Here is a 26,114-nt window from a genome sequence, read left to right as displayed (position 1 = left end):
GGCGCACGGCGCTTCACCAGGTCGCCCCAACCCTAACGGTCGTCCTCGGCGGGCTTCGCGTCGCCGGAGTCCTCGGTGGACTCGGTCACAGCCTCCGGCTCTTCGGCGGGGGTTTCGGGCTCGGCTTCGGCCTTGTCCTCGGTCGCGGCGGCCTCGGTTTCCGGCTCGTCCTCCGGCAGGTCGAGGCCCAGTTCGGCGTCGGCCTCGGCGTCGAAGTCCTCGTCGTCCGGGGAGTCTTCGGCGACTTCAGTCTCTTCGGAATCTTCGGCCAGGTCCGAGTCTTCTTCGGCGTCTTCGGCTTCCTCGTCCGCAACGTCCTCATCGGACTCGGCATCCTCAGCCGCATCCGGCTCGGCTTCGGCTTCCGGCTCCTCGTCCTCCACCTCAAGCGAACCGACCGGCCGCATCGGAGAGTGCGCCCCCGCGAAGAACGCCACGAACCCCGCCGGAATCACGATCCAGCAGAACGCCACGATCGAGGCCACCCCGACCGGCACGCTGACCGGGTCGAACGGACCGTCGCCGAGCCGTCCGCCGGCGAGCGTGCCCAGCAGCACGCAGCCGAACCCGACGACCGCGCCCGCGACGACCACGACCCGCAGCCGCGCCGCCGGGTCCTCGTCCACCGCGCGGACCGACCAGCCGACCAGCACCCCGACCGCCAGCGGCAGCACCAGCAGCACCGGCCACCACGACGCGGCGTGCTCGGGAATGCCGCCGAGCAGCGGAACCCCGGGTACCGAACCGCCGCGGTAGCCGATGAGGTGCACGTCGAGAGTGCCGATGCTGAACCCGGGCCCGCTCACGAACGACATCGCGGCGACCACGGCGTTCGGCAGATACAGCACGGAAAGCAGGAACAGCCCGAAGCTGCCGCCGAACGACGGCTCGAACAGGCTGGACACCGTGCGCGCGGACAGCGCCGTGGCGGCGGTCAGCGTCAGCGCGCCCGCCGCCAGCAGCGCGAACAACCCGAGCAGGCCCGCCCGCAAACCGCGAAGGGCCAGCGGGTCGAGCCGATCGGCGAGCACCTGCGGCATCCCGAACCGGCGAAGCACCCCGCCGGTAGCCGCGAGTCCGGAGAGCACGGCGGGCACCACCGCGGCGAGCCAGAAGTTCGCCCGTACCGGTTCGCCGATCGACAGCAGCGAAATCAGCACGCCGAACACCAGATGTGCGCCGGAAATCGTGGCGATCAACGGAACCGTGTGCCGCAGCCGGGCGCAGCGCAGCCGTCGCACCGCCTTGGCCGCCGCCCTCGCGACCAGCAGCACCACGCCGACGGTCGGCAGCAGCGGCAGCATCCCGAGCGGATGCCCGCCGATCCCGAGTTCGACCTGGTAAGCGGCGAGCCAGCCAGGCCCCGCCGACAGCAGCACGCCGCCCACGGAGAAGACCGCGTGCTGGGCGGTCAGGGTGACGAGCGCGAGCAGCGTGGCGACCACCGCGTAGCCGGTGACGAGCGGGCCGAGCGCCGCGGCGAGCAACACCCGGAACCGGGGTACATCCTGGTCAAGGGAGTCGCCCACCGGCTCGTCGCCCGCGGGGCGTCCGGGACTGGTGAGCACCTGCATGTCCCCGACCATGACATCCGCGCTCGGCCGTCCGGGTGAGGCACGCCGCCCGGCGGACGTGGCGAATCCAACGCCCACCCGGTCGTGGCACGAGGGCAATAAAAACACCCGCTGTGACACGGAGAGTCACAGCGGGTGGGTAATGCGAAGGGGTATCAGCCTTGCTGTCCGAAACCTCCGGGCGGCGTGCCCGGTTTGTTCTGGTCGGCGGGCGGCTGGAAGAACTGGCCCTGCTGCGGCGCGTACGTCGTAGCCTGTCCGCCCGGCGGCGGCGTGGCGGGCGGCTGCTGCGGGGACGGCGGCTGCTGTCCCGGAGCCTGCTGCGGCGACTGCTGGCCGGGAGCAGGCTGGTACTGCGTCGCCTGGTACTGGCCCGGCTGGCCGTAGGGCTGCTGGTACGCCGGGGCGGCCGGCTGCGCCGTCGGCGGCTTGAGCACGCCGTACTCGAACAGCAGCACGGCGACCGCCGCGGCCATCTGCAGGAGACCGAGGATCAGCACCACGATCACGATGGCAGACGTTCGCCCGGAGATGACCGCGTCGAGCGCGCCCAGCCCGCCGAGCACGCTGAACAGCGCGGCGAACGGCAGCGTCTTCGGCCCCTTGGGCAGCAAATTCATCGCCGACAGCAGACCGCCGACGAGCAGGAACAGAATGGCCTGGCTGGCGGTGCCCGCTTCGGTGGCGAAGCCGAGGAAGTACTGCACCAGCCCGAGCCCGGCCACGCCGAGGGACAGCAGCAGCGGAAGGTTCGGCGGCGTTCCGGCGCCCGAGGCAGGCGGGCCCTGCTGGGGCTGGGGCTGCTGCGGGAACCCGCCCGACGGGGGCGGTCCCTGGGACGGCTGGCCCTGCTGGGGGTAGCCGGGCCCGCCACTGGGGAAGGTCATCGGAAGGTCTCCTGTCTCATCGACCGGCGGTTCGAGATCCTGCGGTGCCCGGGCGCGCCGGCGGCGTCCCCCGCTCACGAGTGACTGCACGCTAGCGCATCCGCCCTTGGCGTCCGCGAGGTTGGACGCACCGAGCGCCGGATCGGTTGCGGGCGGAAACGACGAAGGCCGGGCACCGTGTCGGTGCCCGGCCTCCGCCGTTGGAGTCGCTGCTGGTCAGCCGAGGCTGTTGTACAGCTCGCGCGCGAGAACCGCGGTCTCGCTCGGGGTCTTGCCGACCTTGACGCCGGCGGCCTCGAGGGCCTCCTTCTTCGCCGCGGCGGTGCCCGACGAACCGGAGACGATCGCGCCCGCGTGGCCCATCGTCTTGCCCTCAGGGGCGGTGAAGCCCGCGACGTAGCCGACGACCGGCTTGGTCACGTTCTCCTTGATGTAGGCCGCGGCGCGCTCCTCGGCGTCGCCGCCGATCTCGCCGATCATCACGATGACCTTGGTGTCGGCGTCCTTCTCGAACGCCTCGAGGGCGTCGATGTGGGTGGTGCCGATGACCGGGTCGCCGCCGATGCCGACCGCGGTCGAGAAACCGATGTCGCGCAGCTCGTACATCATCTGGTAGGTCAGCGTGCCCGACTTCGACACGAGACCGATCGGGCCGCCCTGGGAGATGTCGGCCGGGATGATGCCCGCGTTCGACTTGCCGGGGCTGATCACGCCGGGGCAGTTCGGCCCGATGATCCGGGTCTTGTTGCCGGTCGCGACCGCGTGCGCCCAGAAGTAGGCCGAGTCGTGCACCGGGATGCCCTCGGTGATGACGACGGCCAGCGGGATCTCGGCGTCAATCGCCTCGATGACCGCGTCCTTGGCGAACTTCGGCGGCACGAAGATGACCGACACGTCGGCGCCGGTCTCCTTGATGGCCTCCTCGACCGTGCCGAACACGGTGAGGTCCTTGCCCTCGATGGTGACCGTCTGGCCGGCCTTGCGGGCGTTGACGCCGCCCACGATGTTGGTGCCGGACTTCAGCATCTTGGTCGCGTGCTTCATGCCCTCGGAGCCGGTGAGCCCCTGGACGATGACCTTGCTGTTCTCGTTGATCAGGATCGACATCTCACGCACCTGCCGCGGCGAGCTCGGCAGCCTTGTCGGCCGCGTTGTCCATTGTGTCCACCACGGTGACCAGCGGGTGGTTCGCGTCGGCCAGGATCTGACGACCCTCGACGACGTTGTTGCCGTCCAGGCGGACGACCAGCGGCTTGGTGGCCTCGTCGCCCAGGATCTTCAGCGCCTCGACGATGCCGTTCGCGACCGCGTCGCACGCGGTGATGCCGCCGAAGACGTTCACGAACACGCTCTTGACGTCGGTGTCGTTGAGGATGACGTCCAGCCCGGCCGCCATGACCTCGGCCGACGCGCCGCCGCCGATGTCGAGGAAGTTGGCGGGCTTCACGCCGCCGTGCTTCTCGCCCGCGTACGCCACGACGTCCAAAGTGGACATCACGAGGCCCGCGCCGTTGCCGATGATCCCGACTTCGCCCTCGAGCTTGACGTAGTTGAGGTTCTTGGCCTTGGCCTTCGCCTCGAGCGGGTTCTCGGCCTGCTTGTCGACGAGCTCCTCGTGCGCCGGGTGGCGGAAGGCGGCGTTCTCGTCGAGGGTGACCTTGCCGTCGAGGGCGATGATCTTGTCCTGCGGGTCGCGGACCAGCGGGTTGACCTCGACCAGGGTGGCGTCCTCGGAGACGAAGGTCTCCCACAGCTTCACCACGACGTCGGCGGCCTCGTCGATGATCTCGGCCGGGAAGTTGCCGGCCTTCAGGATCTCGAGCGCCGTCGCCTTGTCGACGCCCTTGATCGCGTCGACCGGGATTTTGGCGAGCGCGTCCGGGCGCTCGACCGCGAGCTGCTCGATCTCCATGCCGCCCTCGGACGACGCCATCGCGAGGAAAGTGCGGTTGGCGCGGTCGAGCAGGAAGGAGAAGTAGTACTCGGACGCGATGTCCGAGGCTTCCGCCACCAGCACGCGATGCGTGATGTGGCCCTTGATGTCGAGGCCGAGGATGGCTTCCGCCTTTTCCTTCGCCTCGTCGGGCGTCTGGGCCAGCTTGACGCCGCCCGCCTTGCCCCGGCCGCCGACCTTCACCTGCGCCTTGACGACGACCTGGGTGCCGATCTGCTCCGCGGCGGCCTTGGCTTCTTCCGGGGTGCTTGCCACGGCGCCCGGCAGAACCGGTACTCCGTGGGCGGCGAAGAGATCCCTCGCCTGGTACTCGTAGAGGTCCACTACTCCAGTCTCCTGACGACACGCCACTGTGGTGGTCCGTTTTCCGGACCGCGCTGTCGGACCAGTCGAGGTTAGCGACCAGCGCAGACGCAGGGGACGCCGCACCTGGTGAAGTCGGTCACCGTGCGCGGTCAGAGGGTGTGCCGAGGGTGTGAGACCGCCCACCGACAAGCATTTCGGCGGCCTTTTCGGGGCTTTCCTCGCCGAGTTCGATCACTTCGGTTCCGGGGAGCGCTTCAGCGAGATCCTCGGGCATTGGACCGCCGAGGAGGCCCAGAATGTCTGGATCCTCCTGTTCGGTTGTCCGGACGATCTTTTCTGTCGTGTCGAGGTGTCCAACGTGGACGACTTCGAGACCGGCGTCGCGCAGCATTCGCGCCAGGGGAATTGCCGCGGTTTCTTCAGCCAGCTCCACTAGGACGACGCGCCGCGGGCTCACTTCTTCGCACCGGCAGCCGCGGTGACAGCGGCGACCACTGCCGCTGCTGTCGCGGCGAGCCCGAGCCAGAACCCCGCGCCCGGCTTCGCTGTTTGGAACAGGGAACTGACCAGTGGAATCTCGGCGACGTGCAAGGCGAGAAGCACCGCCGCTCCAGTCAATCCCGCCGCCGCGGCACCGGGTCGCGAACGCACGCTCAACCCGAGCGTCCCGAGAACGACAAGCACCGCGGCGAGCAATCCCCACGACGGAGTGTCGAAATCGGACCAGAGACCGGGCGGCGCGTAATCCTGCGCGGTGAACACCGGCGTGCCGAATGTCGCGATCGCCAGCACAGCGGTGATTCCGGCCGGAATCAGCACTCGGGAGCGCGGCCCTTCGGTACCGGTGTCGTCGCGTTCCACGACGCCGGTCACCACCGCGGCCAATCCGGTCAGCCCGGCGAGCCCCAGCGCGATCGCGGTGAAAACGGCTCCCGCGCCGAGGTGGTAACTGATCGCGCCGCCGAGCCCGCCGAGTCCCGTCGCTTCGGAGGCAGTGATGGCGGTACTGAGCACAGCCGTTCCCGCGAGAACGACGCCAGCCCACAACACCGCGAGCACCCCGCGCGCGAACGACGCGGTACGGCTTGCGAGAAGGAAAGGTGTTGGCAGCACGACAAGAATTGCCGCGATCAGCAGTTGCAGCCGGGCCGGGCTGTCCGTGCTGTTGCCGAGTTGCGGGGCTAATGCGCCGATCGCCGCCGCGATTCCGGTCAGCAATGCCAGCAACGCGGTGAGCGCACGCCAGATCGTGAGCCCTGGGACGCGGGCCTCGCCGGCCAGGTCGGTGCGTTCGGTTTGGGTCTGCTGCGGTGTCGCGAGTGGAGTGAGGACGAGGACCAGCACCATCGGCACGACGGCGAGATACGCGCCCGTCGAGACTCCCAGCCCCGGCACGGCCAGCCCGGCGACGAACGTCGGCACCGCGACGGCCAGCACCGCCGCGACGATCCCGCCGAGCGTCCCGCGAGCGACGCCGTCGGATCCGGCGAAAACCCCGAGCACCGCGGCGACTGGCAGCGCGCCAGCGAGGAGAAGGTAACCGGCGAGCGCTAGCCCTGGCCCCTCAAACGCTGACCGGGCAAGGAGAAACGGATCGTCGGAGAGGACCGGGGTCATCAGCAATCCGACCGCGGCGACTACGGCGAGCAGCGGAATGATCAACCGCCAGCGGCGTTTGTCGTCGCCTCCGGCGATCTCGTTGCGCTCACGAACGACCTGCGCGGCCACGATCCCGGCGACGAGCGTCAGCAGGTGCCCGGCGATCAGCAGCCAGAACCCGATGCCTACGCCGCTGCGGTCGAGCAGACTGTCTGGGAGATACAGCTCGGGGCGGATGGTTTTGGAGCCGTTGACGAGGAATTGGAGATCGAGAATCAGCCGTCCCGGCGCGAGAGCGGCGAGACCGGTGACGAGACCGGCGGCCAGCCCGTGCCGCCCGCTGCGAGCCGCCGCGAACGCGATCCCGGTCGGGACTACGGCGAGGATGACGAGAAGCGGCCAGGAGAGGTAGCCCGGCCCGGCATCGGGCGAGACCGGGGCGATGGCGCCGGCGGCGAGGGCCAGGGCACCGAGACCGAGGAGAGCGGTGGCGGCTCGGAGCCTTGGCGAGGGGGTTTGGTCGGTGAGATCCAGGAGGGTCTCGCCTTGGCCCGAATCTTGGCTTGGGTCTTGGCTCGAGTCTCGGCGGCTGGGGATGGTGCGGGGCGCTGACCTCCGCTCGACCGGGTCAGCGTCGGAGTTTTGCCGGCTGGACACGCCTGCCGGAGTGGCCTGGTCGCTCGGTCGCGCGGCTGCCGCGTCTCCTCGGCCGGACTGAGTGGCCGGGTCCTTCTTCGCGGGCTCGCCGCTGCCGGACGGGGCAGCTGAGCTTTCCGCGATTGCCTCGGCCCCGCGGGACGAGTCGGCTGAGCTTTCCGCTGACTGCGGCTCGCCACGGTCGCGCGAGCCTCCGCCAGAAGTCGCTCCGCCCAGACGAGATCCCTCGGCGGGGCTTCCAGAGGAAGCCTCCTCGCCACGATCGAGCGAACTCCTGCGGCTAGGCGGCGAGTCTTCCGGTCTTCCCACCGACCTCGGCTCATCGCGACCGGACGAGTCGGCCGGCCCCTCAGCGGAAGTCTTCCCGCCGCGACGGGACGAGTCGGCTGGATCCGATTTCGCGCGACCGGCGTCGCGACGGGCTCGGGCGCGGGCGGCGGCCTTGCGCTCGGCGAGGCTGGGACGCCGGGATCCGGCGGGACGGCCCGGGGTGTCCGGGGCGGAGTCGCCGTCGGGAGGCTCTGGGGTCGGCGGAGTCATCGCTCGCGACGCTAGCAAGGACCGGTCCCGGCAGGCGGACGGCAGGGCCGCCTCGACCAGGCCGGAACGCACTTGCGGGTGAATTCGGCGTCGGATGAACCTCCGGCGGTCCCCGCGCGTCTGACAGGTGCGAAGAAAAATCCTCCGATCCGCGTAAGAGGGGCGTGGGCCGGAGGTCTCGACGGCAGAGAGACCGAAGGGCCGGAGGGAGCGTCGAGGAAAAACTTCGGGGAAGTCGCGTAAGGGAGAGTCGTTCGGGGCGTCACTCCGGCACGGGACGAGGTGCGGGGACACATCGCGGGGGCGATGGACGAGGTCGGATGCCTGTTCGTGGCAGGCGCCCGACCAGGCCGCGGCGGGGAGGCCGCGGCGGGTGCCGGCAGGTCGTGGGGACGACTTGCCGGGACCGAGGTGGAGATGGCCGAGACCTGCCGGGGAGGGCAGGTGAACGGCCGCATCGCGGAGGGGAGCCGCGATCTCCGTCCCTGTCAGGCCGGGGAGGGCCTGACAGGGACGGAGTCGGCCAGGGCTTGCCGGGGGCAGGCACGGCCGGGTCGCGGACGAATCCGCGACGGGCACTGGCAGATCGTGGGGACGATCCGCCGGGTACGGGGATGGCCGGAGCTTGCCGGGGAGGGCAGGTGCCAGCCGGGTCGCGGAGAGATCAGCGACAGCCAAGCCAGCACGCGGGGAATCCTGGCGATCCGGGGAGCCGGGCCGCAAGGATTGGCCGGGCAGGGCGCTGGTGCAGTCGGGGCAACACACAGACCTGGCCTCGACCTGCGGCCCAGGCAGCTCGGGGCGGGAAAGATCCGTCGCCGGACGGTAGCTCGAGGTCGCGAGGCGAAGCCGTCAAAGAGTGTCCGATGGACCTGGCGTGCGAGTGAGCGGCATCACAGATATCTAGGTGAAACTGCTTCAACGCGCCCGGGCGGCCGGTTATTTCGTCCGCTAAGCCGCCAGGAGGGCTTCAGCGGCGTTGGGCCATCCGAAGGTATGTGACTCAAGCCACATCCAGCGAAGTAGTTCCCGATTAACTTTGGGTAGTTTCCACAGCTAGAAGCTCGATGCGTGCCACTCGTTCGGCCGAAAGCCCGGTGGCGCCTTGCTCATTGAGGCACCGCTTCGTTACTGTCCTGCGGTCCCCATTACAGTCAGGTCACGAAGCAGAACGCTGAGCGAATCACCCCCGAGGTTCGTTCACGGGATCCCCCGCCCGAGTTCTCTTCCGCCCGACTCCCCGACGATGGAAGGCCCTGTCTTGGCTTCACACCGCTCCCCCGGCGGCCAAGCCCCTTCCCCGGCGCTGAAAGACGCACTGGACGGTGCAGTCATCCGCGTCCGGGGACAGCACCGCATCTCCCCGCCCTCCTCCGCCCTTCGCGGGCGGGTCGTGGTCGCCGCCGTCGCGGCTGGCGCGTTCGCCGCAGCCGCCGCCGGGCAGACCCTCAAGTCCACCAGCGGCGGGGATTCCGACGCCGCGGTCACCCCGCTCGCCAACGCACAGAACGCGAGCGCCTCGTTCACCCTCGGCAGCGCGGGCTCCGGGGGAGCTCCCGAACTGCTGCCGACCGGCCACGCCGTCGACGCCTCCGCCGAAGCCGCGAAGATGGCCGACAGCGCCAAGGTCACCAAGGCCCGCGTGCAGGCGGAAACCGAAGCCGCGCGCCAGGCCGCCGAAGAGGCTGCCCGCCCGAAGACCTGCATGCCCGCGCACGGCACGTTCACCTCCGGTTTCGGTGCCCGCTGGGGCACGAGCCACCTCGGCATCGACATCGCCAACTCGATCGGCACCCCGATCTACGCCGCCTCCGACGGCACCGTCATCCAGGCCGGCCCCGCCAGCGGTTTCGGCCTCTGGGTACGCGTCCAGCTCGACGACGGCACCATCCAGGTCTACGGCCACATGAACAGCTTCTCGGTCCGCGAAGGCCAGAAGGTCAAGTGCGGCGAGCAGATCGCCGAGATCGGCAACCGCGGCGAGAGCACCGGCCCGCACCTGCACTTCGAGGTGTGGCAGGACGGCAGCAAGAAGATCGACCCGCGCCCGTGGCTCGCTGCCCGCGGCGTGAACGTCAGCTGATCTTCGCTTCTCGCCCGTCAGGCAATGGGCGCGGTGGCATCCGCTGCCGCAGGACGATCGCCAACTGAGCCTGAACCGCGCGGATCACCCGCTGGCCAACCGCTGCACTGGCTTTGCCGCCGCACGATGGTCGCCGCCTGAACTCGAACCGCGCTTCTCGCCGGTCAGGCAGCCAGCTGGACTCAGCTTCCGCACGACGGTCTCGATCGAGTCTGGCCCGCATGCTTCGTACGCCAGACAACCGGTGCACCAGTTGCCGCGACGATCGCCGACGAGCTTGAACTGCGCGAGTCACCTGTGCGCACAGCGGCGGAATCTGCTTTGCGCACGGGAAAACTGATGCTGCTGAACCACGCCGCGAGTGGGAAGTCCGCGTGCTTGCGGCAGAACATCGATCAATCAGGCTCGCTTTCGTCGCAGTGCATCAGGTGGAAGTCGCCCTGAACAACTCGGTGGCGCAGGGAATCCTCGGCGATCTTTGCCTGGCGATGTGTGGGCATCCGAGCTAGGCCGCCAGGTGTGCGTATCACGGATCGTTGCCAGGAAGGCGACGGACGAAATAGGCGACTGCTACCCGCCACACGGTGCACAGGTCCGCGCGTCTTCGCCACGGCATCCATCGCGCGATCCCCTCGTCGGCGCGCGACGTTCCTCCGCAGACGACGCATCTGCCGTCTGGCCCTAATGCGTGTTGCCTCAGCAACGCGCGCCATGCTGCGGCCAGCCGCGCCACATCCCCTGGCGCGTCCCGAGCTGGCCGGGCTGCCGTCCCCACAGCAACCGTCCCCGCGACTCTCCTCAAGTACTCCTGTACCCCGGCGGCAAATACCCCAAACAGCACCGCATCCATCCCCTGCGTCCCTTCACACAGCATACCGCATTTCATCGAACTTGTGTTCGATGAAGCCAAGTATGCCGGAGAGGACCGACAAGATCGGGTGGATCGCTGGGGAGTTCACTCGGTCCGGCGAAAGATGTCCAGAACGGGGCAGGAGAAGGCATCCGGGCCTGGATCCGGCTCCGGCTCCGGCTCCGGCTCCGGCTCCGGGCACGCTCGCTGCATGTTGTGAGCACGGACAGCATCAGACGCCAGCGAGTTGAGGGGTCAGCGCTCGGTGAGGCATCCAGTAGCGGCGCGGCGGATCGTGCGGAGGCAGAGACGGAGACGAGGGTTGTGCCGGGTATCGGCGTAGCCAGTCCCTGCGGAGGCGAAGCATCCTGGAGCAACCCGCGGAGCAGCGGCGGCACGGGGATGACCTCGTCCGCGAGACCGGCGAGCGCAGCGGCGGGTGTTGGAGGCACAGCCCGGCTCGACCTGCTCGACTCTGCTGGCGGGCGGGATCGCGGAGAATCCGGCCCAGGACACGGGCCTAGCCGACAAGAAGCCATCAAGCGACACACCCCGGCACCCGGCACCCGGCACCCGGCACCCGGCACCCGGCACCCGGCACCCGGCACCCGGCACCCGGCACCCGGCACCCGGCACCCGGCACCCGGCACAGAGGATCAGACCACCGGGACCGCAGCAGCGCACGATCCGCGGGCAAGAGTCAGAGTTTCACCATCGGCACGCTGCCGATCAGCATCAACCGGACCTTGCCCGAAGCTCCGAAGTCGATCGTCGCCGTCGCGCGCGGGCCGATGCCGTCGCAGGAGATAACCGTGCCCAGGCCGTACTTGTCGTGGCTCACCCGGTCTCCGACGTCCAGCTTCAGGGCCACCGTCTCCTTCCAGCCCTTCCCGAACGGCGAGCTCGAAGTCGTCGACGTCGAGGACCGGCGGCCCCACGTCGTCGCGGCGCGCGGGCCCGACGAGGAACCGGAAGAGGAGCCGAAGTTTCCGAAGCCGGGCGAGGACGGTTCCAGGCGCCGCCAGTCGACGAGGTCTGGCGGCAGCTCGTCCAGGAAGCGGGAGGCCGGGTTCATCTGCGGCTGTCCCCAGGCCGACCGAGTCAGCGCCCGCGACACGTAAAGTCGTTGCCGCGCACGGGTAATCGCCACGTAGGCCAGGCGGCGCTCTTCGGCCAGCTCCGCGGGATCGCCCAGGGCGCGCATGTGCGGGAAAACTCCGTCTTCCCAGCCGGTACAGAAGACGACCGGGTACTCCAGGCCCTTCGCCGTGTGCACGGTCATCAAAGTGACCACGCCCGCGCCGCCGTCGCCTTCCTCGCCGCCGTCTGAGGCGGGGATCGAGTCGGCGTCCGCGACCAGCGAAACCCGCTCCAGGAAAGCGGGAAGCGAACCGGGGGCGGGGACGCCGTCGTCCAGGACCAGTTCCGCGTTTTCGTCGTTGGTGACCTCGGCGGTGAACTCGGCGAATTCGCGCGCCACAGTCACCAATTCGGTGAGGTTTTCGACGCGCGACGCGTCCTGCGGGTCGTCCGATTCCTCGAGTTCCGCGCGGTAGCCGGTGCGCTCCAGGACCGCTTCGAGCAGGTCGTGCACCTCGGTGCCGGACGACGCCATCTCCTGCAGTTCGTCCAGCAGCGTCACGAATCCGGTGATCGCCTTGGCCGAGCGCGGGTTCAGCAGCGCCACCTTGTCCTCGACCGCATCGCGCAACGCGGCCCAGAACGAGATCCGTTCCCGTTCCGCGTGCGTGGCCACAACTGCTTCGGCACGGTCGCCGATGCCGCGTTTGGGGACGTTGAGAATCCGCCGCAGGCTGACCGTGTCGTCCGGGTTCGCGAGGACGCGCAGGTACGCGATCATGTCCCGCACTTCGCGCCGCTCGTAGAACCGCACGCCGCCGACGACCTTGTACGGCAGGCCGAGCCGGATGAAGATTTCCTCGAACACTCGCGACTGGTTGTTGGTGCGGTAGAACACCGCCACATCCGAGTAGTCCGCCTCGCCCTTCTCCGCCAGCGAGTCGATCTCCCCGGCGACGAACGCGGCCTCGTCGTGGTCGTTGTCCGACACGTAGCCGACGATCTTCTCGCCGTCGCCCGAATCGGTCCACAGCCGCTTGGCGCGCCGGTTGGGGTTGCGCGCGATCACCGCGTTGGCCGCGGACAGGATCGTTTGCGTGGAGCGGTAGTTCTGCTCCAGCAGAATCGTGTGCGCGTTCGGGAAGTCGCGTTCGAATTCCTCGATGTTGCGGATGGTCGCGCCGCGGAAGGCGTAGATGGACTGGTCCGCGTCGCCGACCACGCACAGTTCGGCGGGCTCGATCCCGGTATCCGTGGCCTCGGTGCCGGCCAGCGCGCGCACCAAGGTGTACTGCGCGTGGTTGGTGTCCTGGTACTCGTCGACCAGGACGTGCCGGAAGCGCCGCCGGTAGTACTCCGCGACGTCCGGGAACGCTTGCAGCAACGACACGGTCCGCATGATCAGGTCGTCGAAGTCGAACGCGTTCGCGCTCGCCAGCCTGCGCTGGTACTCGGTGTAGACCTCGGCGACCCGGCGCTCCAGGTCGTTGGCCGCCTTCGAGGCCGCCTCGTCCGGATCGACCAGTTCGTTCTTCAGGTTCGAGATGTGCACCGCGAGCGTGCGCGCGGCGTACTTCTTCGGGTCGATGTCGAGATCCCGCGCCACGAGCGTGATGAGCCGCTTCGTGTCGTCCGAGTCGTAGATGGAGAAACTCGACGACATGTCGAGGGTTTTCGCCTCACGGCGCAGGATTCGCACGCACATCGAGTGGAACGTGGACACCCACATCGCGTTCGCGCGTTTGCCGACAAGCGCCGCTACGCGTTCGCGCATCTCGGCGGCGGCCTTGTTGGTGAACGTGATCGCCATGATCTCGCCCGGATGCACTCCGCGCTGCCCGAGCAGGTAGGCGATCCGGCGCGTGAGCACGCGCGTCTTGCCCGATCCGGCTCCCGCGACGACCAGCAGCGGACCTCCGGCGTGCGTCACCGCCTCGCGCTGGGCGGGGTTGAGGTCCTCGAGCAGGTCTGCGGTTCCCGGCCGGGCAGCGCGGGCGGGCGGGTCTGCGGGGAGATCGAAGAGGGTGTCCATCGTCTGTCAACGCTACCCCGGGGGTACGACAGTCCCGGAACAGCCACGGGGTCGGCCTGCGCTTGCCGACGTACGCCGCAGTGTCGCCTCGCGTCCGACGCGCGAGGCCGCCGCGGCGCGGAGCATCGAACGGCATGGACGACAAGATTCCCGCCCGGCTGAGGGCTTCCGACGGCGACCGCGAGCGCGTCGCCGAGACCATCCAGGCCGCCGGTTCCGAAGGACGGCTCACGCTCGAAGAGGTGGAAGAGCGGCTGCGCGCGGTCTACGCCGTCCGCTACACCGACGAACTCGGCGAACTCACCTCAGATCTTCCCCGCCCGGAGCCAGTACGGCCGCGCGGCGGCGGCTGGCCGCTCACCCGAACCGCCTTGCGCGACCATCCGGCGTTGCGCGTTCATCTCGGGATCGTCGTGGTGCTCGCGACCTTGCTGATCGTCCGCTGGGCCGTCGGCGGCGCGCTGTTCTTCTGGCCCGCGATGCCGTTGTTCTGGCTGTTCATCAGCCTTGTGCTGCACGCGCGGGTGCGGGCGTTCCGGCGGCGACCGGGTGCGCCTGTGCCATACTGAAAGCGTGCGGCACAGCAGCGAGCGATTTTTTTACGGGACCCGGACTCCGGCTCCCGTGATCGCGTAGTGCCCCACCCGCCATCACCCGCAGCCCCGGAGTCCACTGGACCCGGGGCTTTCGCCGTCCCTGGGCCACAGGGAGTCCGGACTTCAGAGAGGTCCCGATGAACGCGCAGACGCAGAACGCCGACGGACAGCCTTCCGAGCACACGTCGGCGGGCGAAGACATCTCGTCGCTTCGCGAGGAGATCGACTTCCTCGACTCCGAAATCCTCCGGCTCGTGAAGCGCCGGGTAGAGGTGTCGAAGACCATCGGCGCGGCCCGGATGGCCGCGGGCGGCACGAAAATCGTCTACAACCGCGAGATGGACGTGCTGGCGCGTTACCGCGAACTGGGTCCGGAGGGCCGTCAGCTCGCGATGCTGCTGCTGAACCTCGGCCGCGGCAGGCTGGGCCGCTGACGCGGTATCCGGGGCATCCCCGATTCGCGCCGCACGGAAACCGGGCAGACTGGACACATGATTAACATCATCGCCGTCATCATCGCGATCGCGAGCGTGCTGGCGTCCCTCGGCCACGTCGGCTACCTCGCGATGCTGAACAACGCGGCGGGCAAGCGGGCGGGCGGGGCTCCGGTGGCGCAGTACGTGCGCAGCCGCTGGGCGCTGGCCGGCGGCGCCACCGCGGCCTCGCTGTTCGCCTGGCTGCTCACTTCCGGCAACGTCGTGCTGGACATCCTCGCCATCGTCATCGCGGTCGGTAGCGGCGCGACGTCGGTGAAGGCCCTCCAGTCGACGCAGGCGAAGTACCGCAGCGGCGGCTGATTAGCCCCCGAACTGGGGAAATACCGGGCGGCATGCTGCGCTGCGTGACGTGCCGCCCGTTCGGGCGCGCCCGGTCGAGTGAAACCGGTGCAAGTTGCAGGATGGGTGAAGACATTCGCCTGCCGGTTTCCTACTGTGAAGTCCGTGAGGACCCTGGCGTTTACGCCGGGCTATGCCCGGAGGACGCGCGGGAGCTGCGGCTCTGCGCGCCGTTCTCCGCGTGCGCGTGCATTTGCGCGGGAGTTCGCAAGTGACGACGCAAGCGTCGTTCTCTTCCTCCCTGCTCCGTTCGGGTTGACGACGGCCCCGGTGCCGTCACGCCCCTCTCGCGGAGGGGTCGGACCGGCATGACGGGAAACACGATGGGCGGTCCGCGGCACGCTGACCGTCCCGGCGCGGTGTCGGACGCCGAGGTCACCGTCCCCGGACGGCACCGCGTCCGCGCCGACGGCACCTGGACTCCCGTGGTGCCCGCCCGCTCCGCCGGTCATCACCGGCACCGCAACGGCGGCGGCCCGGCCGCTCCGGTGCAACGCGGCAGCGAGAACCCGCAGCAGCGCGGCGCACCGGCCCCGCGCGCGAACCGGGCGCCCGACGACGGGAACCGCCCGGCCCCGAACCAGCCGGTTTTTCCCACCGCGAGCGGCACGTTGCCGATCGGCGAGCCTCCGCTGCCGCAGCCGCAGCGCCGCCGGGCTCCGGTCGAGCCGCAGGGCCGCCGGGCCCCGGTCGAACGCCGCCAGGCCTCCGTCCCGGATCGGCTGGCCGAGCCCCGCCAGAACGTCGTTCCCCCCGTCGAACCGCAGCGCCGCCAAGCCGCCCCGCCTGCCCGGCAGCCGGAATCCCAGAGCCGCCGCGCCGAATCCCGCGCCGCCTTCGCGCCCCCGCAGGACCGAATCCCCGAGGAGCACCGCGCTTTCGCTCCGCAGGAGAGCGCGCTCCCCCAGCCGACCCGGCGCACCCGGCAGGAACGCGTCGCCACCACCTCAGCCGCGCTGGCCAACCGGCCGGAAAGCCCTCGCGAACGCGTCGAGCTGAACCCGGTCGCGGAAGAGCCTCCCCGGCGCCAGCGCGTCACCCTCGGCGAGCCCGCCGTCTCGAAGCAGGAGACGCAAGAGCAGCAGGACGACGAGGTGCGCGTGTACGCCGCGCCGCTGCTGGACGGACTCGGCACGTTCGACCTCGGCTCGGTGCCCGCGTCGGTCACCCCGCCGAAGACCTGGCGCAAGGCCGCGTGGTTCGCCACCGGCGCGTCCGGCGCGGTGGTCGTCGGACTGCTGTTCGCCGGGACGTTCCTGGTCGGCGGGCCCACCACCACGACGACCGACGCGGTCGGTGGCGGCGGCTGGCCCGGCAGGCAGAACGGCGGCAACCCGAACCTCAGCGCTCTCATCCCGAACGGGCAGCACGGCGGGGTCGGCGGCAACGTTCCGCGCAGCGGGGCCAGCACCAGCCCGGACGGCGTCACCTCGGACAACGGCACGCACCCGCAGCAGGGCACCGGCCCGAGCAGTTCCGCGAGCAGCAGCTCCGCCGGCACGACCACGTCCGCGGGCCCTGGCACCGGCAGCAAGACGTCCGCGCCGAGCACCACGGACTCGCCCACGTCCAGCGAGCCGCCGGAGAAGCCGCCGGTCACTCCCGCTCAGCGGGAAACGAAGGAACCGCCGTACTTCACCGCCAACGACCCGAACAAGATGGGCAACAACTCGGAGACGTTCTTCAACAACGTCACCACCGACCCGTCGAAGGCCTCGTCGGTCACGTCCGGCGACCTCAAGCAGGAGGGCTCGCAAGGGCTGCGCAAGCGCTACGCCGACGTCGCGTACTTCGAGGTCAAGAAGGTCACCATCGACCCGGAGCACGGCACCACGGTGAACACCGTCGAGGTCACGCACCAGGACGGCAGCAAGAGCACCGAGCAGCGCACGCTCACCTTCGACGACAACGGCAAGATCACCGACGACGGCCGCTGACCAGCACACTGTCTGCAAATGCCGATGCACGTGCGGAGCGGTGAGCGGTTGTTCCCTCGTCCGGTTGGGTGACATAAGCTGCCGTTCGTCGTACGACGGCGGCATTCCGGCGACGGAGTCTGGCGGCCGCCTGTCGGCACAGGGTTACCTGGCGACTACGAGGCCCGGCGCCGACCACGAATCGGCAGTCCGGACCGCCCCGGGGACACCGCCACCGTGTCGTGTCCCGCCCCGAACCCCCAGAGCGAGGATTTTCGTGCTTGAACGGCAGCGAACCCGGCGAGAACCCGACGCCGTGCGCGTCGAGGACGTGATCCCGCCGGAACTGCTCGAGGACGTGGCCGAAGCCGACCGCGAGTATCTCGAGCAGGTGTTCCGCGAACCGCAGAAGTACCTGCCGCCGCGCACCCGCCGCCCGGTCGTCCGGGCCGAGGAGCCCGTCGAAGAGCCCGAGAGCAAGCTCGCCCGCCGCGCGAAGCTGGCCGGGCTCGTCGGGGCTGGCGCACTCGTCGCCGGCGCTGTCGTCACCGCCTCGCTGCTCAGCGGCGGACCGCGGCCCGCCGTTCCGGTCGCCGAGGAAACCGCGATGCCCGCCGGATTCAGCGGCGCGGCGGCGCTCGGCGGCCAGGCCGTCCCTCAGCAGCGCAAGAGCCACTCGTCCGGCGGCACGACGTCGGGGCAGAGCGAAAACACGACGCAGTCCAAGCACACCGATTCCGCGGCCACCACGCCGTCGAATTCGGGTGCCACGACTCCGCAGACCACCTCCGGCACCTCGTCGTCTTCCGCGTCGAGCGCCCCGTCGGCGGCGGAGTCGCACAAGAAGTCCGCCACGTCGTCGGCGGCCGCGCCGGATCCGGTGAAGCTCGAAGCGGTGCGCAAGTTCTACGCCTCGATCGACCACCAGCCGGAGAACGCGCTTTCGCTGCTCGCCCCGAACGTCGCGCGCGGCGAAACGGGCGATCTGGTCCGCGCGTGGAGCGGGGCCGACTCGATCGACGTCCAGGAGATGCACGTCCAGGACGACGGTTCGGTGTTCGCCGTGGCGCTGGTCCACCAGGCCGACGGCACCCTGGTGCGCGTGACCCAATTGTTCGACGTCGTCGAGCAGGATGTGATCTCCCAGGCCCGCGTCCTGTCCGCGGTCTACTCCTGACCTGCACGAACGTGGTTGTGCCGGGTCGGCGGAAGTGTGCCGCGTGCGTGTGCGCAGAGTGAGCGCCTAGCCTTGTCACGGGTCGGTCTCGGCAAAACCGGCGCACGGTCCACAGCAGGTGCCTACGCTCCGGTGCTGCGGCGGGTTCGAACTCACCCCTTTGGGGTAGACAAGTCCCGCCCCGGCAAGTCGGAGCCCCAAAGGGAGGTCGCGTGAGCGACGAGGGTCGTCTGGTCGCCGACCGGTACCGGATCGTCGGAAAGATCGGTTCCGGCGCGATGGGAGCCGTCTGGCGCGCCCACGACGAGGTGCTGGGCCGTACGGTCGCCATCAAGCAGCTTCTGCTCCAGCCGGGGCTGGAGAACCACGAGGCGGAGGACGCCCGGCAGCGCACCATGCGCGAGGGCCGGATCGCCGCGCGGCTGCACCACCCGAACGCGATCACCGTGTTCGACGTCGTCACCGACGACAACGGCCAGCCCTGCCTGATCATGGAATACCTGGCTTCCACCAGCCTGGCGCAGGTGCTGCAGGAAAAGGGCACCTTGCCGCCGCTGGAAGTCGCGCGGATCGGCGCGCAGATCGCCGCCGCGCTGCGCGAGGCGCACGCGGTCGGCATCGTGCACCGCGACATCAAGCCGGGCAACATCCTGCTCGCCGGCAACGGCACCGTGAAGATCACCGACTTCGGCATCTCGCGGGCCAAGGACGACGTCACGGTCACCAAGACCGGGATGATCGCGGGCACCCCCGCTTACCTGGCCCCCGAGGTCGCGATCGGCGGCGACCCCGGCCCCGAGTCGGACGTCTTCTCGCTCGGCTCCACGCTGTACGCCGCCTGCGAGGGACAGCCGCCGTTCGGCCTGTCCGAGAACACGCTGAGCCTGCTGCACGCGGTCGCCGCCGGGCAGATCAATCCGCCGCGGCAGTCCGGTCCGCTGGCGAGCGTGCTCGCGGTGTTGCTGCACCCGGAGACCCAGCACCGGCCCACCGCCGACGAATGCGAGGAACTGCTGTCCGCGGTCGCGCGCGGCGAGACCCCGCTCGGCGGCCCGGACGGCGACACGATGATGGCCTCGTCCTCGGGCACTCTCGGCGCGGCCGCGCTCGGTGCGGCGGGCGGCGCGGCAGCGGCCGGTCTGCTGCACCACGACGACGAGCAGGGCCACTCCGGCACGCTGCTCGACGACCCGGGCGTCACGCAGCAGTACGACCCGAGCGCGCAGCAGTACTACGGCGAGGACCCGTACCCGCCGGGCTCCGGTTACCCGGAGGACGACTACGACGACCACGGCTACCACCAGGACGGCTACCAGGAACCGCCGCTCTACGGCGACCCGAGCCGCAACGGACTCGCCGCCACGCGCGCGGTCCCGGTGCCCGAGCACTACGAGGACGACCCGTACGACGAGGAGCCCGCGCCTCGCACCCGGGTGGTGCAGACCGCGCCCGAGGACGACGAGGACGAGAAACCCGGCGCTTGGAAGAAGCCCGCGCTGATCGGCGGCGTCGTGGTGATCGGCCTGGTCGCGTTGGGCGTGTGGCTCCTGACCCCGGGCAATCCGCCGGACGCCTCGCAGCCGGCTCCGCCCGCTTCGTCGTCCGCGGTCGCGCCGACGTCCGTCACACAGCCGCCTTCGGAAGCAACCACTACGTCCCCGCCTACGTCTTTCCGGGAAAGCTCAACACGAGAGACGCAGTCGACGCGGCACTCGCGGAAGTCCACTACGGCGGAGGACACTCCGACGCAGGAGCAGCCGTCGAAGACGCGGGTGTCTCCGTCGTCGTCGGCGACTAAGCCGAAGCCGTCGGAAACCTCGGCGACGGCACCGCCGACGGGTCCGACCAGCTAAGCGATCCAGGGACAGCATTGAGTTCAGAAGGCAGCATCGTCGGCGAGCGGTACCGGCTCGACCAGCCGATCGGGCGCGGCCGCGCGGGCATCGTGTGGCTCGCGTTCGACACGCGGCTGTTCCGGACCGTCGCCGTCAAACGCATGTACCTGCCCGTCGGCTTGCCGCCGGAGCGCGCCGAACAGGCCCGCGCGATGGCGATGGAAGAGGGCAAGGCCGCGGCCCGGATCGACCATCCGTGCGCGATCACGGTGTACGACGTGCTGCCGGACGGCCAGGACGTGTGGCTGGTGATGGAGTACATCCCGTCGCGCGGGATGTCGGTGTTCCTCGCCGAGCACGGCCGCCTCACCCCGGAGCAGGCCGCGTTCCTGGGCATTCAGCTCGGCGACGCGATGGCGTCGATCCACTCGGCGGGCATCGTCCACCGCACGCTCGAACCGAACACCGTGCTGCTCGCGGACGACGGCAGCGTCAAGCTGACTGACATCGGCATCACCGGCGGCGGTCCGCACGCCGCTTACCGGGCGCCTGAGGTCACCCGAGGCGCTCCTCCGTCGGCAGCTGCGGACGTCTTCTCGCTGGGCGCGACGCTGTACACCGCGGTCGAAGGCGTACCGCCGTTCGGCGACGACGGCCAGTCCCCGGAACGACCTGCCGAGAATGCGGGCCCGCTCGCTGGGGCGTTGCAGAAGATGCTGCGCGCCGACCCGGCAGCCCGGCCGACCATGGACGACACCGTCCACGCGCTGAAGGCGATCACCGTCGGACGCGAGCAGACCGCGTTCATTCCGCCGACCGCGCCCGCGCTGCCGACAGTTCCGGCGTCGCGGCCGGTGCCGACGCAGCAGCCGAATCTGCCCGAGGTCACGCAGCAGATCCAGCCGGACGCCACCCAGCACATCATGCCGCCGCAGCAGCCGCCGATGCCCGCGCAGCAACCGGCTCCGCTCATGCAGCTTCCGGTCCAGCAGGTGCCGCAGGCTCCCGCTCCGCCGCAGCCGATGCAGCAGCAAGCGATGCAGCAGCCGACCGCCCGCTACACGCCCACCCCGGCGCAGCAGGCCGCGTCCGCGCAGGCCGTTCGCGAGAAGGCGGCCGCGCGACGGCGGCTCATCCTGACCATCGCGGCGATCCTGTGCGCGATCCTGATCGGGATCGGCGTTTCGCAGCTGCTGTTCGTCTGAGCCGGCGTCAGGCGACGTTCTCGGTCGCCTCTTGCATGGCTTCGAGGAACGTCTGCACGGCCGGACTGCCCGCGACCCGTGCGGCCACCGCCGCGTGAATGTGCCTGCTCGGCTGCGGATTGCGGACGCGGCGCACGACCACGCCCGGATGCGGCGTGCCCAGGCCTAGCTCCGGGACCAGACCGACACCGAGCCCAGCGGCGATGAATCCTTGTGCGGACGGATAGTCCTCGGACTCGACCACGACGTTCGGGTGGAAACCCGCCGACGCGCAGGCGCCTTCCAGGATCGCCCGGCACGCGCCAGGGATCGGATCGACGCCGACCCACGGTTCGTCGGCAAGATCGGTCAGGTCGAGAACACGTTTGCGGGCCAGCCGATGCGCACGCGGCAGGACCGCGCGGTACGGATCGTCCAGCAGCGGCACCAGCTCAATGCCCCGGCCCGGCTCCGACGGCCTCGGGTACACGATGATCGCCAGGTCAGCGCGGCCTTCTTCGACCTCGGTGAGCGGGTCGCCCGGGTCGATGAGCTTGAGGTCGAGCCATACTCCGGGGTGTTCCCGGCGCAGCGCGGCCACCGCGTACGGCACCATCGTCGCGCCCGCCGTGGCGAAGTAGCGGATGGCGAGCTTGCCGGTGCGGCCTTCCTTCAGCTCGGTGAGCGCGGCCTCGGCTCGGGCTAGCTCCGCGCTGAGCGTCTCGGCGTGTTCGGACAGCAGCGTCCCGGCCGGGGTCGGCTGGACACCGCGGCCGACGCGTTCCAGCAACGGCGTGCCCGCTTCGCGTTCGAGCACCGCCAGCTGCTGGCTGATCGCCGACGGCGTGTACCCGAGATTCCTTGCCGCTGCAGTGATCGAACCGCTCGTGATCACCGCGCGCAGCACCTGCATGCGCCGTACATCGAGCATGCTTTCAATCCTACAGCTTTGCTTAAACGTCCCTGCAGTTATTTTCGCTTGTCCTTACACCTCGCCGCGGCAAAGCTGGCCAGTGAGGCGAAGGAGGAACCTGGGGTGGGCGAGACGAAGACGCTGCTGAGGATCGCGGCGCTCGCGTTGATGTGGGGATCGAGCTTTTTCTGGATCAAACTCGGGCTCGAAGCGCTTTCTCCCGTGCAGCTGGTGCTCGCGCGGCTCGTGCTGGGTGCCGTGGTGCTGCTGGCACTGTGCCTGATCGGGCGGCGGAGCCTGCCGTCGCGACGGAGCACCTGGGGACACCTGCTCGTCGCGGCGTTCTTCCACAATGCCTTGCCATTCCTGCTTTTCGCGGTCGGCGAGACCACTGTGGACTCTGGCATCACCGGGGTGCTGAACTCCACCACCCCGCTCTGGGTGCTCGTGGCGGCCCCGTTCCTCGGGGCGGCGAACCGGATGACCGCGACGCGGATCGCGGGTCTGGTGATCGGGATCGGCGGGATCCTGCTGATATTCGCGCCGTGGCAGGCGTCCGGGCTGCTCAGCTGGGGCGCGCTGGCCTGCCTCGCCGCGGCGGCGAGCTACGGGTTCGCGTTCGTCTACGAAGGACGGTACCTGTCGAACACCGGCTCCTCGCCGTACGCGATCGCCGCTGGGCAAATGCTGCTGGCGACGGGGTTTCTGGTGCTGGCCATGCCGTTCGGCGGCCTCACGCCGGTGCACCTGAGCCCGGTCGCGGTGATCGCGGTGGTGATCCTCGGCCTCGGTTCCACCGGGATCGCGTTCGCGCTCAACTACCAGCTGCTGGCGAGCGAAGGCGCGGTGGCCGCGTCGGTGGTCGGCTATCTGCTGCCGGTGGTGTCGGTGCTGCTGGGCGCGGTGTTCCTGCACGAGCAGCTGAATCTGCGCGTGATCGCGGGCATGCTCGTGGTGCTCGTCGGCGTCGCGCTGACCCGGTTGCAGCGCAAACCGGCGGTGGCTCCGGAAGAAGAACTGACTCCGGCTTAGACGAGGCGGCGGTCCGAGGCCCAGCGGGACAGCTCGTAGCGGTTGGACAGCTGGGTCTTGCGCAGGACGCTCGACACGTGCGTCTCGACCGTCTTCACCGAGATGAACAGCTCGGACGCGATTTCCTTGTACGCGTAACCGCGGGCGAGCAGGCGCAGGACGTCGCGCTCGCGCGGGGTGAGCAGGTCGAGTTCGGGGTCGTTGATCGGCGCGGAGCCGGGACGGTCGGCGAAGGCGTCGAGGACGAAACCGGCCAGGCGCGGGGAAAACACGGCGTCGCCGTCGGCAACCCGGACCACCGCGCGGACGAGTTCCTTCGACGAGATCGTCTTGGTGACGTACCCGCGCGCGCCGGCGCGGATGACCGCGATGACGTCCTCGGCGGCGTCGGACACCGACAGCGCGAGGAACACGACATCCGGCAGCTCCGGGCGAACGCGGCGGAGCACCTCGGCACCGCCGCCGTCGGGCATGTGGACGTCGAGCAGGACGACCTGCGGACTGGTGCGCACGATGCCGGCGACCGCTTCGGCGACCGACCCGGCCTCGCCGACCACCTGCACCTCGTCGGTGATCGAATCCAGCTCCGTGCGCACTCCCGCGCGGAACAACGCGTGGTCGTCCACGAGGAAGACCTTGACCGGTTCCCGCTGGCTCTCCGTCACGACTGCCCACTCCCTCGCTTCGCCTGCCCCCGAGCATAGCGAGGTCACGCCACCCCTTTGCTCGCTTTCACCGGCATGGCGAGCTGGACTTCGGTGCCCTCGCCGGGCGCGGTGCGCAGCTTGCAGGTGCCGCCGTGGCGTTCCATCCGGCCGCGGATCGAGTCGGCGAGGCCGTGCCGGTCGGCGGGAACGACGTCCGGGTCGAAGCCCTTGCCGCGGTCGCGCACGAACACGGTGACCTCGGTGGGCTCGACCTCGGCGAACACGCTGACCTCGTCAACGCCGGCGTGCTTGGCCGCGTTGACGATCGCCTCGCGGGCCGCCTGCACGAGCGCGGTAAGCGGCGGATTCAGCTCGGCGTCGCCGACCACGACCTGGCCGACCGAGATCGCGAACTGGTCCTCGACCTCGCCGCACGCCGCGGCGAGCGCCTCGGACAGCTGCTGGCGAGTGCCTTCTTCCTCTTCCTTGGTCCGCTTGTCGCTGGGCTTGCCGTAGCCGCCGGGGCCGTACAGCCAGCCGCGCAGCTCGCGTTCCTGGCCGCGCGCGAGGCGGGCGACTTCGGCGGGCTGGTCGGCTTGGCGCTGGATCAGCGCGAGGGTCTGCAGGACGGAGTCGTGCAGGTGCGCGGCGATCTCGGCGCGTTCGTCGGTGCGGATGCGGGCCTGGCGTTCCTCGCCGAGGTCGCGAACCAGCCGCAGCCAGAAGGGAACGGTGAGGACGGCGACGCCGATCAGCGTCGCGAGCACCGCGATCAGAGCGAACTTGACCTGGTCGAAGTCACCGCTGGCGAACACGACGAAGCCGATGCCGGTGGCCACCAGCGCGACCCCGGCGAGGATCCGGACGATCGCCGCGAGCCGACCGCCCTCGCCGACCAGGCCGTCGCGGGCCCCGACGCGCCAGCGCCGCCGCTGCGACTCGTCCGCCTCCCGCCAGACGACCGCCGCACCGAGCGCGGCGAGCGCGAGCGGCACCGCGACCCAGCCGCGGATGGCACCCGTGAGCGTGCTGCTGGCGATCGCGAGCCCGATGCCGAGCGCGATCAGCCCGTAGGCCTGCTGCCGGTCGCGGGCCTTGGGCGCGGTCTCGCTTTCCTCGGAGCTCTGCGGCACGAACACCCAGAGCAGGCCGTACGCGAGCAGCCCGGCCCCGTTGAGCGCGGCCAGCAGCGCGAACACGACGCGGACCCAGACGACCGGAACGCCGAGGTGGTCGGCGAGCCCGCTCGCGACGCCCGCGACGGCCCGCCCGGAGCGCCGCCGGTACATCTTGGGCCGCGATTCGGGTTCGGCGACCTCCATCGCCTGGGCGGACACGAGTGCCGAGGGCTCCTCTTCGGCCGAGGAAACCCGCCCTGGGGCACTGATGTCGAGAAAGTCCTGCACGAGGTCCATCGTCACACGCGGCAGCGGCGCGGACATCGGGGAAGGCCCTGATCAATTCCCCCAGACGGCCGCCCGGGGCGAAATTCCGCGAACCCTCCTGCCGCCCGCCGGGACTCGGTACGATGCAGGGGGCGAGCGATCACAGTGCGTAAACGGGGCGGGGAGGCCGGATGACCGAGCAGCATCGCGCGGAGCACGTCGAGTCCGCGGGCGACTACTACGCCCGGACGCAGAACGTGCACCAGATCTTCGCGGTCGGCGAGGACTCGCCGGAGACGCGCAGCGCGACTGAGCGGGATGCCTCGCAGTACTCGGTCCAGCAGGGCCAGCAGCTGCTCCAGGGCCAGCAGACCAGGGGCGACGCGCCCGCGCCGGACGCGAACTACGCGTCGTACAGCCACGAAGACCTGCACAAAATGGTCAACGAGGGCTTGGACTTCAAGGGCATCAACGAACGCAGCCGCGTGACGAACTTCTATGGCAACTGGCTCGCGGACGCGTCCAACGAGTTCCGCAACGCGGCCGACACCGCGGGTGCCGAATGGCAGGGCACGGCCGCGACGCAAGCGCATTCGTTCTTCCAGAGCACGGCGGACCACACGGAAAAAACCGGCAGCGCGATGCAACTGGTGTCGAACCGCTACTCCCAGCAGTCCGCGGCGGCCGACTACGCGCACAAGAACATGCCGGAGCCGACCGGGTTCGACCAGAAGGCCGAGATGGCCAAGGCGACCGAGCAGTTCCAGAACGGCAACCCGTTGCAGGGCGTGATCGCGATGGGTGACGTGGCGGCCAAACAGCAACAGGCTGACGCGGCGCACCAGCAGGCGGTCCAGGTGATGCACGGGCTGGACACGACGTATCACGAGACGTCTTCGACGCAGCCGGTTTACTCTCCGCCGCCGCAGATGAACAACGACAGCACGCATGCGAGCAGCGCCGCGCCGGTGACGGTGCCTGGTGGGGCTTCTAGTGGGCCTTATGCCGGGCCGGGTGGTCCGGTGACGGGG

The 26,114-nt window shown here is 69.9% G+C and carries 19 protein-coding genes and 1 pseudogene; 11 read left to right on the top strand and 9 right to left on the bottom strand.

The genetic code is table 11. The annotated features are described in order from the left end of the window. Positions 1-32 precede the first annotated feature (32 nt). The 4 genes from ACWDNU_RS27305 to sucC all read right to left on the bottom strand — a co-directional run bounded on the left by ACWDNU_RS27305 (position 33) and on the right by sucC (position 4,739). Positions 33-1,574, bottom strand: a complete 1,542-nt coding sequence (locus tag ACWDNU_RS27305) for a cell division protein PerM (RefSeq protein WP_449670985.1) — start codon at positions 1,572-1,574, stop codon at positions 33-35. 155 nt (positions 1,575-1,729) lie between these two features. Further along, positions 1,730-2,461, bottom strand: coding sequence for a DUF5336 domain-containing protein (locus tag ACWDNU_RS27300; RefSeq protein WP_370932119.1), 732 nt, complete (start codon positions 2,459-2,461; stop codon positions 1,730-1,732). Positions 2,462-2,677: 216 nt separating this feature from the next. Beyond that, positions 2,678-3,568, bottom strand: coding sequence for a succinate--CoA ligase subunit alpha (sucD, locus tag ACWDNU_RS27295; RefSeq protein WP_370932120.1), 891 nt, complete (start codon positions 3,566-3,568; stop codon positions 2,678-2,680). 1 nt (position 3,569) lies between these two features. Next, on the bottom strand, positions 3,570-4,739 hold the full coding sequence (gene sucC / locus ACWDNU_RS27290) for an ADP-forming succinate--CoA ligase subunit beta (RefSeq protein ID WP_370932121.1): 1,170 nt from the start codon (positions 4,737-4,739) through the stop codon (positions 3,570-3,572). A gap of 151 nt (positions 4,740-4,890) precedes the next feature. Here sucC and ACWDNU_RS27285 point away from each other — a divergent pair, with 151 nt between their 5' ends. After that, positions 4,891-5,157, top strand: coding sequence for a hypothetical protein (locus ACWDNU_RS27285; RefSeq protein ID WP_449670984.1), 267 nt, complete (start codon positions 4,891-4,893; stop codon positions 5,155-5,157). Between the two features lie 17 nt (positions 5,158-5,174). On the opposite strand, the gene ACWDNU_RS27280 is transcribed toward ACWDNU_RS27285, so the two are convergent. Continuing rightward, positions 5,175-6,977: a hypothetical protein gene (locus tag ACWDNU_RS27280; RefSeq protein ID WP_449670983.1), complete on the bottom strand. Its 1,803-nt coding sequence runs from the start codon at positions 6,975-6,977 to the stop codon at positions 5,175-5,177. 1,933 nt (positions 6,978-8,910) lie between these two features. On the opposite strand from ACWDNU_RS27280, the gene ACWDNU_RS27275 reads away from it, so the two are divergent. Continuing rightward, a complete protein-coding gene (locus tag ACWDNU_RS27275) occupies positions 8,911-9,600 on the top strand; it encodes a M23 family metallopeptidase (protein WP_370940578.1) in 690 nt (229 codons plus the stop codon). Between the two features lie 1,550 nt (positions 9,601-11,150). Here ACWDNU_RS27275 and pcrA read toward each other — a convergent pair. Next, positions 11,151-13,562 carry a DNA helicase PcrA gene (pcrA, locus tag ACWDNU_RS27270; RefSeq protein WP_370932124.1) on the bottom strand — a complete coding sequence of 804 codons (2,412 nt, stop codon included), beginning with the start codon at positions 13,560-13,562 and terminating at the stop codon, positions 11,151-11,153. A gap of 134 nt (positions 13,563-13,696) precedes the next feature. Between pcrA and ACWDNU_RS27265 the strand changes: the two genes are divergently transcribed. The 7 genes from ACWDNU_RS27265 to ACWDNU_RS27235 all read left to right on the top strand — a co-directional run bounded on the left by ACWDNU_RS27265 (position 13,697) and on the right by ACWDNU_RS27235 (position 21,127). Next, positions 13,697-14,131: a DUF1707 SHOCT-like domain-containing protein gene (locus tag ACWDNU_RS27265; RefSeq protein ID WP_449670982.1), complete on the top strand. Its 435-nt coding sequence runs from the start codon at positions 13,697-13,699 to the stop codon at positions 14,129-14,131. Positions 14,132-14,295: 164 nt separating this feature from the next. Further along, positions 14,296-14,592 carry a chorismate mutase gene (locus ACWDNU_RS27260; protein WP_370932126.1) on the top strand — a complete coding sequence of 99 codons (297 nt, stop codon included), beginning with the start codon at positions 14,296-14,298 and terminating at the stop codon, positions 14,590-14,592. Positions 14,593-14,649: 57 nt separating this feature from the next. Continuing rightward, on the top strand, positions 14,650-14,955 hold the full coding sequence (locus ACWDNU_RS27255; RefSeq protein WP_344270474.1) for a hypothetical protein: 306 nt from the start codon (positions 14,650-14,652) through the stop codon (positions 14,953-14,955). A gap of 347 nt (positions 14,956-15,302) precedes the next feature. Continuing rightward, complete coding sequence (locus ACWDNU_RS27250; RefSeq protein WP_449670981.1) at positions 15,303-16,931, top strand: hypothetical protein; 1,629 nt, start codon at positions 15,303-15,305, stop codon at positions 16,929-16,931. A gap of 256 nt (positions 16,932-17,187) precedes the next feature. Next, positions 17,188-18,087 carry a hypothetical protein gene (locus ACWDNU_RS27245; RefSeq protein ID WP_449670980.1) on the top strand — a complete coding sequence of 300 codons (900 nt, stop codon included), beginning with the start codon at positions 17,188-17,190 and terminating at the stop codon, positions 18,085-18,087. Between the two features lie 212 nt (positions 18,088-18,299). Beyond that, a complete protein-coding gene (locus ACWDNU_RS27240) occupies positions 18,300-19,940 on the top strand; it encodes a protein kinase domain-containing protein (RefSeq protein WP_449670979.1) in 1,641 nt (546 codons plus the stop codon). Between the two features lie 17 nt (positions 19,941-19,957). Next, positions 19,958-21,127, top strand: a complete 1,170-nt coding sequence (locus tag ACWDNU_RS27235) for a serine/threonine-protein kinase (protein WP_449670978.1) — start codon at positions 19,958-19,960, stop codon at positions 21,125-21,127. 7 nt (positions 21,128-21,134) lie between these two features. Here the strand turns inward: ACWDNU_RS27235 and ACWDNU_RS27230 are convergent, their stop codons facing one another. Next, entirely contained in the window at positions 21,135-22,037 is a 903-nt protein-coding gene (locus ACWDNU_RS27230) for a LysR family transcriptional regulator (protein WP_116206532.1), read from the bottom strand. A 105-nt stretch (positions 22,038-22,142) separates the two neighbouring features. On the opposite strand from ACWDNU_RS27230, the gene ACWDNU_RS27225 reads away from it, so the two are divergent. Beyond that, positions 22,143-23,051 carry a DMT family transporter gene (locus ACWDNU_RS27225; protein ID WP_449670977.1) on the top strand — a complete coding sequence of 303 codons (909 nt, stop codon included), beginning with the start codon at positions 22,143-22,145 and terminating at the stop codon, positions 23,049-23,051. On the opposite strand, the gene ACWDNU_RS27220 is transcribed toward ACWDNU_RS27225, so the two are convergent. Then, entirely contained in the window at positions 23,048-23,716 is a 669-nt protein-coding gene (locus tag ACWDNU_RS27220; protein ID WP_370932133.1) for a response regulator, read from the bottom strand. The genes ACWDNU_RS27225 and ACWDNU_RS27220 overlap by 4 nt on opposite strands. A gap of 44 nt (positions 23,717-23,760) precedes the next feature. Then, positions 23,761-25,020 carry an ATP-binding protein gene (locus ACWDNU_RS27215; protein ID WP_449670999.1) on the bottom strand — a complete coding sequence of 420 codons (1,260 nt, stop codon included), beginning with the start codon at positions 25,018-25,020 and terminating at the stop codon, positions 23,761-23,763. A 254-nt stretch (positions 25,021-25,274) separates the two neighbouring features. On the opposite strand from ACWDNU_RS27215, the pseudogene ACWDNU_RS27210 reads away from it, so the two are divergent. Continuing rightward, a pseudogene (locus tag ACWDNU_RS27210) lies at positions 25,275-26,114 on the top strand (hypothetical protein); the annotation flags it as partial.

The organism is Amycolatopsis sp. NPDC003676 (assembly GCF_053587275.1).
Note: the sequence above shows the minus strand (reverse complement) of the source record. Positions and strands in the feature narration are given on the sequence as shown.